17 protein-coding genes and 1 pseudogene are annotated in these 15,581 nt (G+C 71.7%); 12 read left to right on the top strand and 6 right to left on the bottom strand.

The features are described 5' to 3' along the window. The first annotated feature begins 43 nt into the window (after positions 1–43). From EV382_RS09040 to EV382_RS09030, 3 genes are read left to right on the top strand one after another with little or no spacing between them, the layout of a single operon-like run. The gene (locus tag EV382_RS09040) at positions 44–691 is read left to right on the top strand and encodes a TetR/AcrR family transcriptional regulator (protein WP_425271877.1); all 648 of its coding nucleotides are present in this window, start codon (positions 44–46) and stop codon (positions 689–691) included. 56 nt (positions 692–747) lie between these two features. Continuing rightward, on the top strand, positions 748–2,088 hold the full coding sequence (locus EV382_RS09035; RefSeq protein WP_130401122.1) for a flavin-containing monooxygenase: 1,341 nt from the start codon (positions 748–750) through the stop codon (positions 2,086–2,088). After that, positions 2,085–2,909 (top strand): SDR family NAD(P)-dependent oxidoreductase, encoded by an 825-nt coding sequence (locus EV382_RS09030; RefSeq protein WP_130401121.1) that lies wholly within the window; start codon positions 2,085–2,087, stop codon positions 2,907–2,909. The genes EV382_RS09035 and EV382_RS09030 overlap by 4 nt, the downstream gene beginning before the upstream one ends. 9 nt (positions 2,910–2,918) lie before the next feature. Here the strand turns inward: EV382_RS09030 and EV382_RS09025 are convergent, their stop codons facing one another. Next, positions 2,919–3,569 carry a LysE family translocator gene (locus EV382_RS09025; RefSeq protein WP_130401120.1) on the bottom strand — a complete coding sequence of 217 codons (651 nt, stop codon included), beginning with the start codon at positions 3,567–3,569 and terminating at the stop codon, positions 2,919–2,921. Positions 3,570–3,782: 213 nt separating this feature from the next. Here EV382_RS09025 and EV382_RS09020 point away from each other — a divergent pair, with 213 nt between their 5' ends. Together EV382_RS09020 and EV382_RS09015 are read left to right on the top strand one after the other, a co-directional pair. Beyond that, positions 3,783–4,271 carry a DnaJ family domain-containing protein gene (locus EV382_RS09020; RefSeq protein ID WP_130401119.1) on the top strand — a complete coding sequence of 163 codons (489 nt, stop codon included), beginning with the start codon at positions 3,783–3,785 and terminating at the stop codon, positions 4,269–4,271. A gap of 31 nt (positions 4,272–4,302) precedes the next feature. Beyond that, complete coding sequence (locus EV382_RS09015; RefSeq protein ID WP_130401118.1) at positions 4,303–4,830, top strand: GNAT family N-acetyltransferase; 528 nt, start codon at positions 4,303–4,305, stop codon at positions 4,828–4,830. A 3-nt stretch (positions 4,831–4,833) separates the two neighbouring features. Here EV382_RS09015 and EV382_RS09010 read toward each other — a convergent pair whose 3' ends face one another. Then, positions 4,834–5,409, bottom strand: coding sequence for a maleylpyruvate isomerase N-terminal domain-containing protein (locus EV382_RS09010; protein WP_208758350.1), 576 nt, complete (start codon positions 5,407–5,409; stop codon positions 4,834–4,836). 200 nt (positions 5,410–5,609) lie between these two features. Between EV382_RS09010 and EV382_RS09005 the strand changes: the two are divergent. Then, positions 5,610–5,810, top strand: a pseudogene (locus EV382_RS09005) (helix-turn-helix domain-containing protein); the annotation flags it as partial. 4 nt (positions 5,811–5,814) lie between these two features. Here EV382_RS09005 and EV382_RS09000 read toward each other — a convergent pair. Both EV382_RS09000 and EV382_RS08995 read right to left on the bottom strand, forming a co-directional pair. Further along, positions 5,815–6,294, bottom strand: coding sequence for a hypothetical protein (locus EV382_RS09000; RefSeq protein WP_130401117.1), 480 nt, complete (start codon positions 6,292–6,294; stop codon positions 5,815–5,817). 34 nt (positions 6,295–6,328) lie between these two features. Next, a complete protein-coding gene (locus tag EV382_RS08995; RefSeq protein ID WP_130401116.1) occupies positions 6,329–7,204 on the bottom strand; it encodes an NmrA family NAD(P)-binding protein in 876 nt (291 codons plus the stop codon). Positions 7,205–7,290: 86 nt separating this feature from the next. Between EV382_RS08995 and EV382_RS08990 the strand changes: the two genes are divergently transcribed. From EV382_RS08990 to EV382_RS08970, 5 genes are all read left to right on the top strand, one after another. Further along, entirely contained in the window at positions 7,291–8,010 is a 720-nt protein-coding gene (locus EV382_RS08990; protein WP_130401115.1) for a TetR/AcrR family transcriptional regulator, read from the top strand. A gap of 258 nt (positions 8,011–8,268) precedes the next feature. Then, complete coding sequence (locus EV382_RS08985) at positions 8,269–9,651, top strand: FAD-dependent monooxygenase (protein WP_244236916.1); 1,383 nt, start codon at positions 8,269–8,271, stop codon at positions 9,649–9,651. A gap of 206 nt (positions 9,652–9,857) precedes the next feature. Beyond that, on the top strand, positions 9,858–11,057 hold the full coding sequence (locus EV382_RS08980; RefSeq protein WP_130401114.1) for an NAD(P)/FAD-dependent oxidoreductase: 1,200 nt from the start codon (positions 9,858–9,860) through the stop codon (positions 11,055–11,057). Beyond that, a complete protein-coding gene (locus EV382_RS08975) occupies positions 11,054–11,974 on the top strand; it encodes an RNA polymerase sigma-70 factor (protein WP_130401113.1) in 921 nt (306 codons plus the stop codon). Before EV382_RS08980 ends, EV382_RS08975 begins: the two co-directional genes overlap by 4 nt. Positions 11,975–12,062: 88 nt before the next feature. Next, positions 12,063–13,070, top strand: a complete 1,008-nt coding sequence (locus EV382_RS08970) for an RNA polymerase subunit sigma-70 (protein WP_130401112.1) — start codon at positions 12,063–12,065, stop codon at positions 13,068–13,070. A 30-nt stretch (positions 13,071–13,100) separates the two neighbouring features. Here the strand turns inward: EV382_RS08970 and EV382_RS08965 are convergent, their stop codons facing one another. Beyond that, a complete protein-coding gene (locus tag EV382_RS08965) occupies positions 13,101–13,685 on the bottom strand; it encodes a dihydrofolate reductase family protein (protein WP_130401111.1) in 585 nt (194 codons plus the stop codon). A 700-nt stretch (positions 13,686–14,385) separates the two neighbouring features. Here EV382_RS08965 and EV382_RS08960 point away from each other — a divergent pair. Beyond that, positions 14,386–14,868, top strand: coding sequence for an NUDIX domain-containing protein (locus tag EV382_RS08960; RefSeq protein ID WP_208758349.1), 483 nt, complete (start codon positions 14,386–14,388; stop codon positions 14,866–14,868). On the opposite strand, the gene EV382_RS08955 is transcribed toward EV382_RS08960, so the two are convergent. Beyond that, positions 14,869–15,519 carry a DUF6518 family protein gene (locus EV382_RS08955; RefSeq protein WP_130401110.1) on the bottom strand — a complete coding sequence of 217 codons (651 nt, stop codon included), beginning with the start codon at positions 15,517–15,519 and terminating at the stop codon, positions 14,869–14,871. Between the last annotated feature and the right edge of the window lie 62 nt (positions 15,520–15,581).

The following is a 15,581-nucleotide window of genomic DNA, read 5'->3' as shown; positions in this document are numbered from 1 at the left end:
CGCAATCCAACGGTTGCTGGATTCTAGGGGCAGAATGACGGCCATGACCATGCCCCGCCGCCGCCCGGGTCGGCCCCGCCGCGACGAGAGCCGACCGACCCGCGAGGTGGTGCTCGCCGCGGCGACCGCGCTCTTCGCCGAGCGGGGCTTCGACGCCGTCGGGCTGCGGGAGGTCGCCGCCGCCGCCGGCGTCGACGTCGCCACGGTCGCGCACCACACGGGTACGAAGGCAGCCCTCTACGACGCGTGTTTCGCCCGGGTGTTCGCCGCCGAGCGGGACGTGCTGACCGAGGCCGCCGAGCAGGCCCGCACGGCTCTCGACGCGGGGCCGGACGCGGCGCGGCGGGCCCTGCACGAGCTGGTCGACGTCTTCGTGGACTTCCTGGAGGACCGCCCCGAGACGACCGCGTTGTGGCTGCGCCGCTGGCTGGAACCGCAGCGGCACGCCGAGCTCGACCAGCGCTACGCCGACCCGTTGTACCGGCTGGTCGCGGAGCTGCTCACCGCCGCCGCGGCGACCGGCGCACTGGCCGAGCCGACGCCGCACATCACCGTGCGGAGTCTGGTGTGGGCCACCCACGGGCACGTGGTGGCGTTGGCCGCGGGCGCGCCCGGCGCCCGGGAACGGCGTGAGTTCCGGGCGTTCGTGCATCGGCTGCTGGACGGGTTGTACGGACCACCGGCCCCTTGACGGGCCGCCCCCGTCCGACGATTATCCATCGGACGTTGGATTAACTGGGGGCGGGCATGGGCGTACCACCTCGGGTGGCGGTGATCGGCGCCGGCGCCGCCGGGCTCGCCGCGGTCAAGGCGCTGCGCGACGCCGACGTGCCCACGGTCGGCTTCGAGGCCGCCGCGCAGGTCGGCGGCCTCTGGGTGTACGGGGCACCCGACTCGCCCGCGTACCGCACGCTGCACCTCAACACCAGCCGTGGTCGCACCCAGTTCGCCGACCACCCGATGCCCGCCGACTGGCCCGACTACCCCGACCACCGTCGCGTCGCCGGTTACCTCGCCGACTACGCCACGCGCTTCGGGCTGGGCGACTCCATCCGGCTGCGCCACACCGTCGAGCGGGTCACCCGCAACCCCACCGGCACCTGGACGGTGGCCGCGCGCGGCCCGGCCGGCCCGGTCGAGGTCACCGTCGACGCCGTGGTCGTCGCCAACGGGCACAACCGGGTGCCCCGGCTACCCGACCCCGCCTACCCCGGCGTCTGCACCGCCGAGCAGATCCACAGCCACGACTACCGCGGCCCGGAGCAGCTGACCGGCCGGCGGGTCCTGGTCGTCGGCGGCGGCAACTCCGCGATGGACATCGCCGTGGACGCGTCGTACGCCGCCACCCGCACCCTGCTGTCGCTGCGCCGAGGCGTCTGGGTGGTGCCGAAGTACCTGCTGGGTCGCCCCTCGGACACGCTCAACGGGGCGCTGGCCCGGCGACTGCCGTGGCGGCTGCGCCAACGCATCAGCCAGACGATGCTGAGCACCACCGTCGGCAACCCCGCCCGCTACGGGCTGCCCGCGCCGACGCACGGCTTCCTCCAGGACCATCCGACACTCTCCGACGGGCTGCTGTCCCGGCTGACGCACGGCGACGTCGAGGCCCGACCCGGCGTCGCCGCCCTCGACGGCGACCGGGTGGAGTTCACCGACGGCCGCAGCGACAACGTCGATCTGATCATCTGGTGCACCGGCTACCGGGTGGACGTACCGTTCCTCGACCCGGCGCTGCTCGCCGGGGGCGCCGACACCGTGGCGTTGTACCGGCACGTGTTCCACCCCGACGCACCCGGTCTGAGCTTCGTCGGGTTGATGCAGTCCACCGGCTCCGCGTTCCCCCTGGTCGAGGCGCAGGCCAAGCTGATCGCGGCGGAGCTGGCCGGGCGGTACGCGCTGCCGGACCCGGACCGGCAGCGCGCCGTGTGCCGGGCCGAACTGCGGGCCGCGACCGCCCGCTGGGGTCAGCGCCGCCCGGCGATGCGCGTGGACTTCGACGTCTACCTCGCCGAGCTGGCCCGGGAGTTGACCGCCGGGGCCCGCCGCGCCCGCTCCGGCGCGGCGTCCCCGGCGGGGGCACCCCGGTGAGCGGTCGGTCCCTGGCCGGTCGGCGGGTGCTGGTCACCGGGGCGAGCGGAACGTTCGGCCGGCACCTCGGCGTCGCGCTGAGCGCGGCCGGCGCCCGGGTGGTGGGGCTCGACCTGCACGCGCGCCCCGACGACGACCCGCCGGTGCTGGGTTGCGACCTGACCGACGCGGACGCCGTACCGGCGGCGGTGCGCGCCGCCGTCGACCGGCTCGGCGGGCTCGACCTGCTGATCAACAACGCCGGGGTGGGCGGTCCCGCCCCGGCCGAGTTACCCCCCGACGAGGTGGTCCGCCAGCAGCTGGAGGTCAACCTGCTCGCCGCCTGGCGCACCACCGCCGCCGCGCTGCCCGCACTGCTCACCGCCCGCGGGCGGGTGATCTTCGTGGCCAGCCGGATGGCGGTGCTGCCGCTGCCGCTCGCCGCCGCGTACGGGGTGAGCAAACGGGCCCTGGTCGCCTACGCCGACGCGCTGCGTCACGAGGTGGGCACCCACGTCGGGGTGAGTGTGGTCTACCCGAGCATGGTCGCCTCACCGATCCACGACAGCACCACCGAGGCCGGGCTGTCCCTGCGGGGCGTGTCCCGCCCCGAGCCCGTCGAAGGGGTGGTCGCGGCGATCCTGCGGACCGCCGCCGCCCGGCGGGCCCCCCGGGACGTGGCGACCACCGCACGCGGCCGACTGGAGATGGCCGTCGGCCGGCACGCGCCCGCGCTGGCCGACCGGCTGGTACGCCGTACCCTCGCCGCCCGCCTCGCCGCCGGTGACCTGGACGCCGCGCCGCTGGCCGCCGGGATGCTCGGCCGCCACCGGGGGCGATGAGCGCCCAGGTCAGGGCGTGGCGACGGCCGCGCGCGAGCGGTCGGCGGCGAGGCGTACGGCCAGCGCGGCCAGGGCCGTGCCGGTCACCCACCGCTGCACCCGCAGCCACACCGGCCGGCGGGCGAAGAAGCCCGCGAGGGCCCCGGCGCTGAGCACGATCAGCGCGTTCACGCTCAGCGCGACGGCGATCTGGGTCAGCCCGAGCAGCAGGCTCTGCGTGGCCAGGTGCCCGCGCGTCGGGTCCACGAACTGCGGCAGCAGCGACACGTACAGGATGGCGATCTTCGGGTTCAGCAGGTTGGTGACCAGACCCATGGTGAACAGTCGCCGGGGCCGGTCCGGCGGCAGCGGCGCGGGCGTGAACGGTGAGCCCCCGCCCGGACGCAGCGTCCGCCACGCCAACCACAGCAGGTAGCCGGCACCGGCGAGCTTCACCACCGCGTACAGCGTCGGGACCAGGACGAACACGGTGGCCAGGCCGGCGACCGCCGCCGCCAGGTAGACGCCGAACCCGGCGGCCACCCCGAGCAGTGAGACCAGCCCGGCCCGGCGACCCTGCGCCACCGAACGGGACACCAGGTAGACCATGTTCGGGCCGGGTGTGAGCACCAGCCCCAACGCCACCAACGCGATGCCCAGCACCGCACCCGTACCCACCACGACGATTCCCCCGTTCGGTAGACCCCACACCGACCCTAAACGGGATGAACGTCCTGGCCGAGGGCCACCTGACCGGCCGTGGCCTGCGGCTCGGGTGATCCACTCACGGTGGACGGCAGGGAATGCTCACCGTCGCGGGCGCGCTGACCCCTGACAAGTGCGCGCCACCGGGCGGAGGCGGCGCGTTACGGTGGCCAGGGGAGGTGCCGCAGGGTGACTGAGGCGTGGGAAGCGTCCGTGGAGGCAAAGATCCAGGATGCCCTTCAGCGTGGCGAGTTCGACGACCTGCCCGGCATGGGCAAACCGATCCCCGGTCGTGGGGCGCCGTACGACGAGGCGTGGTGGATCAAGAGCTTCCTGGAGCGCGAGGCACTCCCCAGTGACCTGCTGCTACCCACGTCGCTGCAACTGCGCCGACGCGTGGAGCAGGTCCCCGACGAGGTCCGTGACCTGCCCACCGAGCAGTCCGTCCGCGACTTCGTGGCGCAGCTGAACGCGCAGATCGTGGCGTGGCTGCGCAACCCCGACGGCCCTCGGGTGGCGGTGCGCCCGGTGAACGCCGAGGACGTGATCCGCCGCTGGCGCGCCGAGCGGGCCCGACCCGAGGTCAGGACGACCGTCACCGAACCGGCGCTGGTCGGGGTCGCGGCGCGCCGGCCCCGCCGCAGCTGGTGGCAGCGGTGGCGCGACCGTCGGGGCTGACCCCGGGCCACCGCCACGGCAGACTGTGCTGATGCTGATCGAGTCACCTCCGTCGACGCCGGACGTCGCCCTACGCGCCTGGTGCGCCGACGACCTGGACGAGCTGGTGGCGGCATACCGGGATCCGGTCCTGCACCGCTGGACCAGAGCTCCGGTGACCACCGCCGCCGAGGCCCGACGGTGGCTCGACGACGTACAACGGGACTGGGCCGACGGCCGCCGCCACACCTTCGCGGTTGTCGAAGAGCACGCCGACGGCGCCCGGCTGGTGGGCAACGTCGTGCTCAAGGGGGTCACGCCGCAGCGCCCGGCCCCGGAGGTGGGCTACTGGACGGCGTCGTGGGCACGCGGTCGCGGCGTCGCCCCGCGCGCGGTCACCGCACTGAGCCGCTGGGCGTTCGACCGGTTCCCCGAGGTGGCCCGTCTCGACCTGCTGCACCAGGTGGACAACGTGGCGTCCTGCCGGGTGGCGCAGAAGGCCGGTTTCGTGTTCCAGGAGATCCTGCCGGCCCGGCCGCCCTTCCCGCTCGACGGTCACCGGCACACCCTGCACGCCTAGACGTCAGTCCACTCTGGCGTGCCAAACCCAGGAGGTCCGCCGGGCCCGGCCGGGCAACTCACCGCGGCCGGTCATCCAGAGCAGCACCTCGGGTGCCGCCCCCGCCGGGGCGTCCGGGAAGAGCCGCCGCAGCACCAGCGCGCTCAGCCGGTACGGTGGCTGCCACGGCACCCCGAGGCCGAGGCAGATGTCGTGGGTGTGCAACAGCGTCTCGGCCACCCCCATGGCGGCGAAGCCGCCCGGATCGCACGGACCGTAGTGCCAGGCCCGCGCGTCCGGCGGGGCGGCGTCGACGGCGGCGGTGAGCAGACCCGCGCAGGCGCGCACCACGGTGAGCACCTGCGCCGGGCTCACGTCGGGGGAGACCCGCAGGTCGTACGGCAGGTAGCTGTCATCGGGGCGGCCGGTTACCTGGCCCGCGTACGCGAGGAGGTCGTGCGCGACGTGCGCCGCGGTGGTCCAGCAGCTCCAGCTCAGCGAGCCGGCCGGCACCGACCAGTCGCGCTGCTGGTACGGCGTCAGCACCCGGGTCATTTCGTCGGCGGCCTGGCGCACGTCGTCGCCGGTCACGGCTGACATTCGCCGACCCGCCGAATCGCACCAGAAGGCATGGAAATCCCGCGATGGGTGGGAGGAATCGACACGTGCAAGAATCCATCCTCGCATGCCGGGGGAGGCGAACAGGGTGTTGCCCAACGTGGTGGTGGACACGACGGTTCTGCCGCCGGCGGACCGGTTCGAGTTCTGGTACGCCCTGATCGCTCAGGAGACGGCGCCGGACGGTTGCCGAACTCATCCGCGTCAAGCGGCTGGAGCAGTGCCGCCGTGATCTCGCCAACCCGCTGCTGCGGCAGCCGATCCACGCCATCGCCGCCCGTTGGGGATTTCCGGACAAGGCCCACTTCAGTCGCGTCTTCCGGGCCCGCTACGGTCGCTCACCGCAGGCGTACCGGGCGGCGGTCGCGCACCGGGGGCGGTGACCGGTCACCGTCGGCGGTGGTCGGTCGGATCGTCGGCGACGAAGTCACCGACGGCCGCGCGGATGCTGTCGCCGTACGGGTCGTCCGGTAGCCGCTCCAGGTGTTCGCGGGCGTGGGCGAGGTGCTCCCGGGCCGCGCCGACGTTGCCCAGCCGCCGGTGGCAGTCGGCCAGATTGAGGTGCAGCGACGGCAGGAACGCCTGGACCTGGAGCGCCGGCAGGTACCGCTGGGCGCGTGCGTCGGTCAGTTCGGACGCGGCGGCCAGGGCGCGTTCGTCCCAGCTCAGCTCCGCCTCGGTGGTGTCCTGAAGGTCGGCGAGGTAGTGCGCCAGGGTGCACCGGTGCAGGGCGTCGCCGGCAGGGCCGAGTTCGTCCCACAGCGCGGTGAGCAGCGCACGGGCCTGGGCCGGCGCGCCGCTCTGGCCGAGCTGGACGGCCTCGATGATGCGGGTCATGGTCGGGTCGGCGGTCGGTTGGTCGGTCATGCCGCCGATGGTCGGGCCTCAACCCGGTCGAGGGTCAAACTCCCCCGACCCGCTCGTCAACGATGGCCTCTAGCACCGAGCGGACGGGTGTCGGGCGGTGGCCGATGACCGTCTCCAGCGTCGGGTCGGTGACGGCGAACTCTCCTTCCCGCGCCGCCCGGTACATGCCGAGGGTGAAGTCGGCCGCCGCCGCGGGCATGCCCCGCGCGATGGCGGACGCCCGCCACTGGTCGTCGCTGACGACGACACGGTCGACGGTGCGGCCGGTGATGTCGCTGAGGAGGGCGGCCACCGCTTCGAGGTCGAGCGCCTCCGCCGCGGTCAGCGGTGCCGTGACCCCGTCGAGCAGGCCCTCCTCGGTCAGGGCGACGGCTGCGGCCTCGGCCAGGTCGGCGTGTGCGGTCCAGGACACCGGCCCGTCGGCCGGCGCCACGAGGTGCCCGGTCTCCAGCGCCGCGTCGATGGAGAAGCCGAGCGTGCTGGCGTAGAAGCCGTTGCGCAGGGCGGTGAAGGGAACTCCCCGCTCGGCCAGGTACTCCTCGGTCGCGGCGTGCGTGGGCTGGGGGGCGAAGAGCGAGTCGTGGGCGGCGGCCTGGTGGCTGGTGTACAGGATTCGTTTGGCTCCGGCGGCGTGTGCGGCGTCGATGGCGGCGCGGTTGGCGACGAGCGCGCCGGGGCCGCGGATCGCGGCGGAGACGATGAGGACCGTGTCGGCGCCCTCGAAGGCGTACTCCAGGGTGGCCGGGTCGGTGAAGTCGCCGGCGCGCACCCGCACCCCGCGTGCGGCGAGGGCCGCGGCCTTGTCGACGTCGCGCACGCTCACACCCATGGCGTCGGCTGGCAGCCGGTCGAGCAGCCGATCGACGATCCGGGACCCGAGCTGACCGGTGGCACCGGTGATGACGAGCATGATGAACACTCCCTTGTTATCGACGATACGTTGCAGACGTTAACACCGATACTTCGCCGTTAACAAATCAGTGTTAGCATCGATTCATGGTGACGACGCAGGACACGGCATCCCGAGACGACGTCCGGGCCAGCATCGTCGCGGCAGCCACCGAACTGCTGCGCGAGAAGGGCGCGAGCGCGGTGACGACACGCGCCGTCGCCCAGGCCGCAGGCGTGCAGGCACCGACCATCTATCGCTTGTTCGGCGACAAGGACGGCCTCATCGACGCCGTCGCCGAGCACGTCATGGCCACCTACGTCAGCGAAAAATCGGCCGCAACCGACGACGCGACGGGCGACCCGGTCGCGGACCTGCGCTCCGGATGGCGCGCGCACGTGGAGTTCGGCCTGACAAACCCCGAGCTGTACGCGCTGATCGCCGCACGGGGGAGCGGCGCGCCCTCGCCGGCAACTGTCGCCGGTCTCGACGTGCTCCGTCGCCGCGTCCGGCGACTCGCCACGGCCGGCCTCCTGCGGGTCGACGAGCAGCGTGCGCTCCTGATGATCCACTCGGCGGGCAACGGCACCATCCTCACCCTGCTGGGCATGCCCACCGACCAGCGCGACCTCTACCTGGGCGAGGCCATGCTCGACGCCGTACTCACCAGCATCCTGGCGACAACCCCGGCAACACCCGACCCGAGCACGACCGCGGTGGCGGTGACCTTCGCGACGGTCCTGCCCGACCTGCCCGGGCTCACCGACGCCGAACGCGCGCTGATGGCCGAGTGGCTGCACCGATCGCTGACCAGTCGGACGCCGTGATCGCAAAAGCACTCGACCCAGAGCAGGTGCGGGAGATAGCGTGCAGGGGACCGCGACCCCGCCCGAGGAGGTGAGACCCATGAACGTTGTAGCGATGTGGGTGCTCCCCCTTGCCGTCACGGTCGGGCGATTGACGTAGGTGTCGCCGGGAGTGCCCTGCCAACACGGCACTCTCGAAAGGCCACACCTGTGCCCTCTGCCCTGCCCTCGCGCACTTCCTTCGACGTGATCATCGCCGGCTGCGGGCCGACCGGCGCGATGCTCGCCGCCGAACTACGGCTGCACAATGTCCGGGTACTCGTTCTCGAGAAGGAGACCGAGCCGACGTCGTTCATCCGCATCGTCGGCCTGCACATCCGCAGCCTCGAACTGATGGCGATGCGCGGACTGCTGGAGCGCATCCTCCCGCACGGTAGGCAACGTCCGGCCGGCGCCTACTTCGCCGCCATTCCCAAGCCCGCGCCCACCGGCCTGGATTCCCGGTACGCCTACCTGCTGGGCATCCCGCAGCCGGTCATCGAACGTCTCCTCGAAGAACACGCCGTCGAGCTGGGCGCGCAGGTCCGCCGCGGTCGCGCGGTCACCGCGTTCGCGCAGGACGACGAGGGCGTGACCGTCGAGCTGTCCGACGGGGAACACCTGCGTACGCGTTATCTCGTCGGCTGTGACGGCGCGCGCAGCACCGTACGCAAACTGCTCGGCGTCGCCTTCCCCGGCGAGCCCGCACGGACCGAGACGCTGATGGGCGCGATGGAAGTGGGGGTGCCGCCGGAGGAGATCGCGGCAGCGGTGACCGCCGTCGGCGACACCCATCAGCGGTTCTGGCTACGGCCCTCCGGCGCCGGGGTCTACAGCGTCCTCGTCCCCGCCGCCGGGGTCAGCGACCGGTCGGCACCACCCACCATCGAGGATTTCCGTCAGCAGTTGCGGGCCATCGCCGGCACCGACTTCGGCGTACACTCCCCGCGCTGGCTGTCCCGCTTCGGCGACGCCACCCGGCTCGCCGAACGGTACCGGGCCGGCCGGGTGCTCCTCGCCGGCGACGCCGCCCACATCCATCCACCCATCGGCGGCCAGGGCCTCAACCTGGGCATCCAGGACGCCGTCAACCTCGGCTGGAAACTGGCCGCACAGGTCCGCGGGTGGGCGCCGGAGACCCTGCTGGACACCTACCAGGCCGAACGTCATCCGGTCGCCGCGGCGGTGCTGGACAACACCCGAGCCCAGACGGAGTTGCTGTCGACCGAACCGGGCGCACAGGCCGTACGCAGGCTGCTCACCGAGCTGATGGACTTCGACGAGGTGAACCGCCACCTGCTGGAGAAGATCACCGCCATCGGCATCCGCTACGACTTCGGCGCGGGCCCTGACCTGCTCGGGCGCCGTCTGCCCGACCTCGACGTGAAACAGGGCCACCTGTACGGTCTGCTGCACCGTGGCCGTGGTCTGCTGCTGGACCGCACCGAACGGCTCACCGTCGGCGGCTGGTCAGACCGGGTCGACCACCTCGCGGATCCCACCGCGGCGCTGGATGTTCCGGCCGTGCTGCTGCGCCCCGACGGTCACGTCGCCTGGATCGGCGACGACCAGCCGGACCTCAACGGGCACCTCTCCCGCTGGTTCGGCCGACCCGCCCACTGATCCCACCGAATCGACAGGTGCCGTGTCGTGGCGACGTCCGGTGGGTCGGGACGTCGCCACGACACCCATCGGAATACCCGTCGCCAACCTTCGGCGGGCCCCTGATTCAACCTGTGTCGTGCATCATGTTCGGCCCCTGTCACGTCCCGGCCGCCTGCCTCCATCTGATGGGCGTCAGCAAGCAAGCGAGCGAGGAGGACGGAACTATGAGCGCACGGCAGGAGACCGGCACGACGACCGCGCACCGCGTGGTGATCCTGGGGGCGGGATACGCGGGCCTGGCCGCGGCCATCCAGCTCGCGGCCCGGGTGAAGCGACGCGAGGACGTGCAGGTGACCCTGGTGAACGCGCAGGAGCGGTTCACCGAACGCATGCGGCTGCACATGACGGCGACCGGGCAGCGGCTCGCTGAGCTGAGCGTCCCGGAGCTGCTGGAGGGCACGGGCGCGCAGTTCGTGCGCGGCTGGGTGACAGCGGTGGACGCGGACGCGAAGACCGTGCGGATCGACGATGACCGGGTGCTGCCCTACGACACCCTGGTGTACGGGCTGGGCGGCGTCGCCGACACCTCGGCGGTGCCGGGGGCCGAGGACCACGCCTACACGCTGAGCAGCGCCCAGGACGCCGAGTTGCTGGCCGACCGGCTGGCGCGGCTCGACAGCGGCACGGTGGTGGTCGCGGGCAGCGGGCTGACCGGCATCGAGTCGGCTGCGGAGATCGCCGAGCGGCACCCGGAGCTGAACGTCGTGCTGCTGGGCAGGCAGGAGCCCGGTGCGGCCATGACCCCGAAGGCCAAGGCGTATCTGCACGCCGCGCTCCACCGGTTGGGCGTCCAGGTGCGCGCCGGAGTCGAGGTGGTGAAGGTGCTGCCCGACGGGGTCGAGCTGGCGGGCGGGGAGAGCATCGCCGCCGACGTGGTCCAGTGGACGGGCGGCACGCGGATCTCGCCCCTGGCGGCCGCCGCCGGCCTGGCCGTTGACGAGCGCGGGCGCATCGTCACCGACGCCATGCTGCGGTCGGTGTCCCACCCCGAGGTGTACGCAATCGGCGACGCGGCCGCGATCCGCCAGGGGTACGGCGTCATGCACGGCACCTGTCAGGGCGGCATGCCGACCGGGGTGCACGCCGCGCTGTCGATCGACCGTGTACTCGAGGGCAGGCAGCCCAAACCGTTCCGCTTCGGCTACTACCACACGCCGGTGAGCCTGGGACGTGGCGACGCCGTGGTGCAGTTCACGCGGCCCGACGACAGCCCGCGCCGTTTCTGTCTGACCGGCCGTATGGCCGTCCGGTACAAGGAGACGGTGACCGCCTCGCCCTGGCCGACGTACGGCCGTATGAAGAAGATGCCCGCCTCTGGCGCGTTCTGGCCCCGCGGGGGCCGCTTCACCCGGGAGGCCAAATGACCGGCCTGTCCGCCCACCCCGACCAGCAGGTCTTCCACGAGCACCGCCGACTGCTGTTCTCCGTGGCCTACCGCCTCCTCGGCAGCGCGGCTGATGCCGAGGACGCGGTGCAGGACGCCTGGATCAAGTGGTCTGCCGCGGACCGCTCGCAGGTGGCCGACGCCAAGGCGTACCTGACGCGCATCGTCTCGAACCTGGCGCTGGAACGGCTGCGCTCCACCCGGCACAAGCGGGAGACGTATGTAGGGCCGTGGCTGCCGGAGCCCATTCTCACCGGAGGTGATGCCTCCGAGGTCGTTGCGGACGCCGAGTCCGTGTCGATGGCCATGCTGGTGGTGCTGGAAACGCTCAGCCCGCTGGAGCGCGCGGTGTTCGTACTGAAGGAGGTTTTCGACTTCAGCCACGCCGAGATCGCCGAGGCGGTGGAGCGTTCCGAGGCCGCAGTGCGGCAGGCCGCGCACCGGGCCCGCAAGCACGTGCGGGCCCGGCGGCCGCGCTTCGCCGCCGACCGGTCGCGGCAGCGCGAGGTCACCGAGCGGTTCTTCGCCGCCGCCACCGGCGGGGACGTCAACGCCCTGATGGAACTGCTCTCCCCGGACGTCACCCTGTGGACCGACGGCGGCGGCAAGGTCCGCCAGGCCCTGCGCCCGGTTGTGGGCGCGGCCACGGTGGCCTCCTGGTTCGCGGCCATCGGCACCGTCACCTACCAGGGCGTCGAGCCCGCCGACATGAACGCCGAACTCGTCGAGATCAGCGGCGGGCCGGGCATTCTGTTCCGTGGGCCAGGACGCGTGATCGCCACCGTCACCTTCGACTTCGACGTCGACGGCCGTATCACCGCCATCCACAACGTGGCCAACCCGGACAAACTCCGGGCCGTCGCCGACGGCACCACTTACAACCTCGGAACGAGGTGAGCGTTCACCGCATGCTGCCGCACCGATCAGAAATCCTCCGCCACGTCGTCAATTCTGTGAGCTCCCACCGGTGGAAGGATTCCTGACCATGACCGACGCCAGCTTGCCGAGCGCCGACGAGGCCGCGTTCATCGCGGCGGCCCGCGCGGACGACACGGCACGGTTCGCGCTCATGACGGAACGCCACCGGCGTGAGCTGCAGGTGCACTGCTACCGGATGCTCGCGAACTACGAGGACGCCCAGGACCTGACGCAGGAGACGTTCCTGCGCGCGTGGAACAAGCGCGCGTCGTTCCAGGGCCACGCGGCCCTGCGGACCTGGCTGTACCGGATCGCGACGAACGCCTGCCTCGACTTCTTGAAGAAGCGCAACGACCGCACACCCGTACCGACCGAGGTGGCGGACGTCGGCTCCGAGGTGCTGTACCTGCAGCCGTACCCCGACCGGATGCTCCCCGAGGACCCGCAGGAATCGGTCGTGACGCGGGAAACGATCGAACTGGCGTTCATCGTCGCCGTCCAGCGCCTGCCACCTCGGCAGCGGGCGGTGTTCATCCTGCGCGACGTCCTCGGCTGGCCGGCGGCGCTGGCCGCCGACGCCCTCGAGCTGACCGTGGCGTCGGTGACCAGCGCGCTGCAGCGGGCCCGTGTGACGATGCGCGAGCAGCTGCCCGACCGCCGCCTCGATTGGCGCAGACCGGCCCCCGACGAGCTGTCGGATGACGAGCGCGCCGTGGTGAGGTCGTACGTCGACGCGCACGAGCGCAACGACCTCGACGGGCTGATGTCCCTGCTCCGCGACGACCTGCGCTTCGTGATGCTGCCCGAGGCGGGCACCTCGGTCATCACGGCCAAGGACGCGGTGGACGGGTGGGTCTCCGGTGGGCTCTTCCAGCGCGGCTATGACGACTGGCGCGGTGTCACCACAATGGTCAACCGCATGCCCGCTGCCGCGCTGTACCGTCGTACCCCCGACGACCCGGAGTACCGGTTGTTCACCATCGCCGTCCTGCACATCGTCGACGGGAAGATCGCCGAACTCACCGGATTCGACGCCGCCGGGAAACCATGGCTGGACCTGCCCCCGACACTGTGACGCGACGACCCGAGCACCACCGGCGCGCGCTCATCGCCTCGTCTCGTACCGGGTCAGCACGACGCCACCGGGAAATGTCCGCGTCTCCACGAGGTTCAGGTTCACCCAGGTGTCCAGCGCGGTGAAGAACGGCGTGCCGCCGCCCACCAGGACCGGGTGGGTGACCAGCAGGTACTCGTCGATCAGCCCGGCCCGCATGGCCGCCCGGGCAAGCGTCGCGCCGCCGATGTCCATCGGGCCGGCGTTCTCGGCCCTGAGCCGGGTGATCTCGGTGACCGCGTCGCCGGTGACCAGGCGGGTGTTCCAGTCGACTGTGCGCGTCGTCGAGGAGAACACCACCTTCGGCATGTCCCGCCAGCGGCGGGCGAACTCGATCTCCGCCGGTGTGGCGCCGGGCTGCTGGTCGGCGGTCGGCCAGTGGGAACTCATGTTCTCCCACAGCTTGCGCCCGTACAGGGACAGGCCCGTCGTCCCCACCCGGTCGGACCACCACTGGAACAGCTCGTCGCTCGGCGACGAGTCCGGGCCGTCACCACCACTCCAGCCGATGTCGTCGCCGGGCGCGGCGATGTAGCCGTCCACTGTCACGTTCATACCGAAGGTCAGTCTTCCCATCACGCCAGCCTCTCGTTAGTCGATCTCGTACGTACAGACGGCCGCGGCGCGGAAACCTAATCGGTACGCGATCTGGGCAGCCGTGGCCAGGTAACACGTTGATCGTCAGGTCGATGTGGTGGGTGTTCCGCAGCACGATCGCGCTCGGCGCCTCGAGCGGTGCGGACGGCCGACGTCCGGCGGCCGGGTCGAACCTCAACGCCGCCGCCGCTTCCATTACCGCCGCCTTTGCTCTGCACCCGCGGACGCGACACCCGGCGGCTGGGTGTCGCGTCCGCGGGTGGTGCATTCACGGGTGCAGAGCAAAGGGACAACGTCGGGCGTGGGCTCCGCGGCCCGAAGCGGGACTCGGCACCTGATGGCGCCGGGCCGCACCGGGCCGGGGGCGGTCACCGGGCGGGACGGGATCCGGTGCCGCCGGCCGCTCGTCACCAGTTCTCCGCCGGTGTCACCCCGTGAGCAGTTCCGACATCACCCGCGTCTGCGGCTGATGACACGTTTCTGACCGGCGCCCCAACTCTCCAGATGCGGCAGCACCCACGCACCGCCTTTATTGGATTACCGGTAACAGTAATCCAATAAACTACGCCACAAAAGCGGCATATCGCACGGACATCATAATGACAGTTCTTGTGCGTAATGCGTCAGGATGGTGTCGTGCGGGCAACGCTGTGCCTGCGGAGTGCGGGATCCTGTCACTGTGATCGCACAACGGCTCAGGGTCGCCGCGTACGCGGTGTGTCTGCGAGATGATCGTCTGCTGCTCGCCCGCTGGGTCTCGCCCGACCGGGCGCGGCGGCACTGGACGCTACCTGGTGGAGGGGTCGAGCACGCCGAGGATCCGTTCGACGCCGTCGTGCGGGAGGTGGCCGAGGAGACGGGGTACGAGGCGCGGGTCGAGCTGCTGCTCGGTGTGAACTCGCGGACCCGGACCGTCGAGAGCTACGACGGCGGGGTTGTCGACCTGCACACGCTGGCTGTCTTCTACCGGGCTCGGATCGCCGGCGGTGAGCTGCGATCCGAGACAGACGGCACGACCGACCTGGCGCAATGGGTGCCGCTGGCACAGGTCGCCACCCTGGAGCGTTCCGTGGTCGTCGACATCGGGCTTGACCTGCATCGCAACGCACCGCCAACGGGGCACGCGGAGCCCATTCGCAGGACGGGGCTGATGCGGCACTGATCAGCTGCCGAAGCCGGCAACGGTGTACGCGGCGAAGCCGAGCACCGCGAGTGCCGTTGCCGCGGCGATCGCTTGCAGGCGTACCCGGTTGGTTCGAGCGACCACCACGATCAGTGCGGCGCCGAGCACCGCTTCGATCACCGCGGTCTGCAGGCTGTCCGTGCGGTAGTGCGAATCGTGGCCGGGTTGTGCGCTGCGGTTGAGCAGCATGGCCGCCTCGGCGAGCAGGACCGCGCCGGGCATGGCCACGGCGATCGCTCGCAGCCAGGGTTTCCGGTGACGGCTCAGCCCACCCGCCACCCCGAAGAGGGCGCCGGCGAGGACGCCGAAGAACAGCCACGCCATCGTCGTCGCGGACCACAGGTTCTGCACGCTGTCGTCCAACAGGACGACCGCCGCGAGGTAGTACGCCTCTACGGCGACGATCAGCAGCACGATCCCGGCGAACGCGGACCGCCGCCAGTCGGCGCGGAGCCACCATCCGATGGCGAACGCGCCGACCGCCCAGACGGCGCTGGAATTGACCAGGTTCGCCCAGGGGTACGGCAGACTGAGCTGCAGCAGCAGGTCCACCAGGCCGAGAAGAACCCCACCGCCCACCACCGTCAAGGCACGGTGGCGGCGCTGGACTTCACGATCAACTGTCGTCACGGGGCAAAGCTGTCACACCGCGCTGCCCGGGACATCTGCCTAAGGATGGGTTTCCGGCCGGG

This window comes from Micromonospora violae, from assembly GCF_004217135.1.
Classification (GTDB): domain Bacteria; phylum Actinomycetota; class Actinomycetes; order Mycobacteriales; family Micromonosporaceae; genus Micromonospora; species Micromonospora violae.
Note: the sequence above shows the minus strand (reverse complement) of the source record. Positions and strands in the feature narration are given on the sequence as shown.

What these genes read in the sequence shown, in the direction of transcription:
- EV382_RS09040 (WP_425271877.1), top strand. Translation starts at nt 44, where the DNA reads ATGACCATGCCCCGCCGCCGCCCGGGTCGGCCCCGCCGCGACGAGAGC.
- EV382_RS09035 (WP_130401122.1), top strand. Translation starts at nt 748, where the DNA reads ATGGGCGTACCACCTCGGGTGGCGGTGATCGGCGCCGGCGCCGCCGGG.
- EV382_RS09015 (WP_130401118.1), top strand. Translation starts at nt 4,303, where the DNA reads ATGCTGATCGAGTCACCTCCGTCGACGCCGGACGTCGCCCTACGCGCC.
- EV382_RS09010 (WP_208758350.1), bottom strand. Translation starts at nt 5,409, where the DNA reads ATGTCAGCCGTGACCGGCGACGACGTGCGCCAGGCCGCCGACGAAATG.
- EV382_RS09000 (WP_130401117.1), bottom strand. Translation starts at nt 6,294, where the DNA reads ATGACCGACCAACCGACCGCCGACCCGACCATGACCCGCATCATCGAG.
- EV382_RS08995 (WP_130401116.1), bottom strand. Translation starts at nt 7,204, where the DNA reads ATGCTCGTCATCACCGGTGCCACCGGTCAGCTCGGGTCCCGGATCGTC.
- EV382_RS08990 (WP_130401115.1), top strand. Translation starts at nt 7,291, where the DNA reads ATGGTGACGACGCAGGACACGGCATCCCGAGACGACGTCCGGGCCAGC.
- EV382_RS08985 (WP_244236916.1), top strand. Translation starts at nt 8,269, where the DNA reads ATGCTCGCCGCCGAACTACGGCTGCACAATGTCCGGGTACTCGTTCTC.
- EV382_RS08980 (WP_130401114.1), top strand. Translation starts at nt 9,858, where the DNA reads ATGAGCGCACGGCAGGAGACCGGCACGACGACCGCGCACCGCGTGGTG.
- EV382_RS08975 (WP_130401113.1), top strand. Translation starts at nt 11,054, where the DNA reads ATGACCGGCCTGTCCGCCCACCCCGACCAGCAGGTCTTCCACGAGCAC.
- EV382_RS08970 (WP_130401112.1), top strand. Translation starts at nt 12,063, where the DNA reads ATGACCGACGCCAGCTTGCCGAGCGCCGACGAGGCCGCGTTCATCGCG.
- EV382_RS08965 (WP_130401111.1), bottom strand. Translation starts at nt 13,685, where the DNA reads ATGGGAAGACTGACCTTCGGTATGAACGTGACAGTGGACGGCTACATC.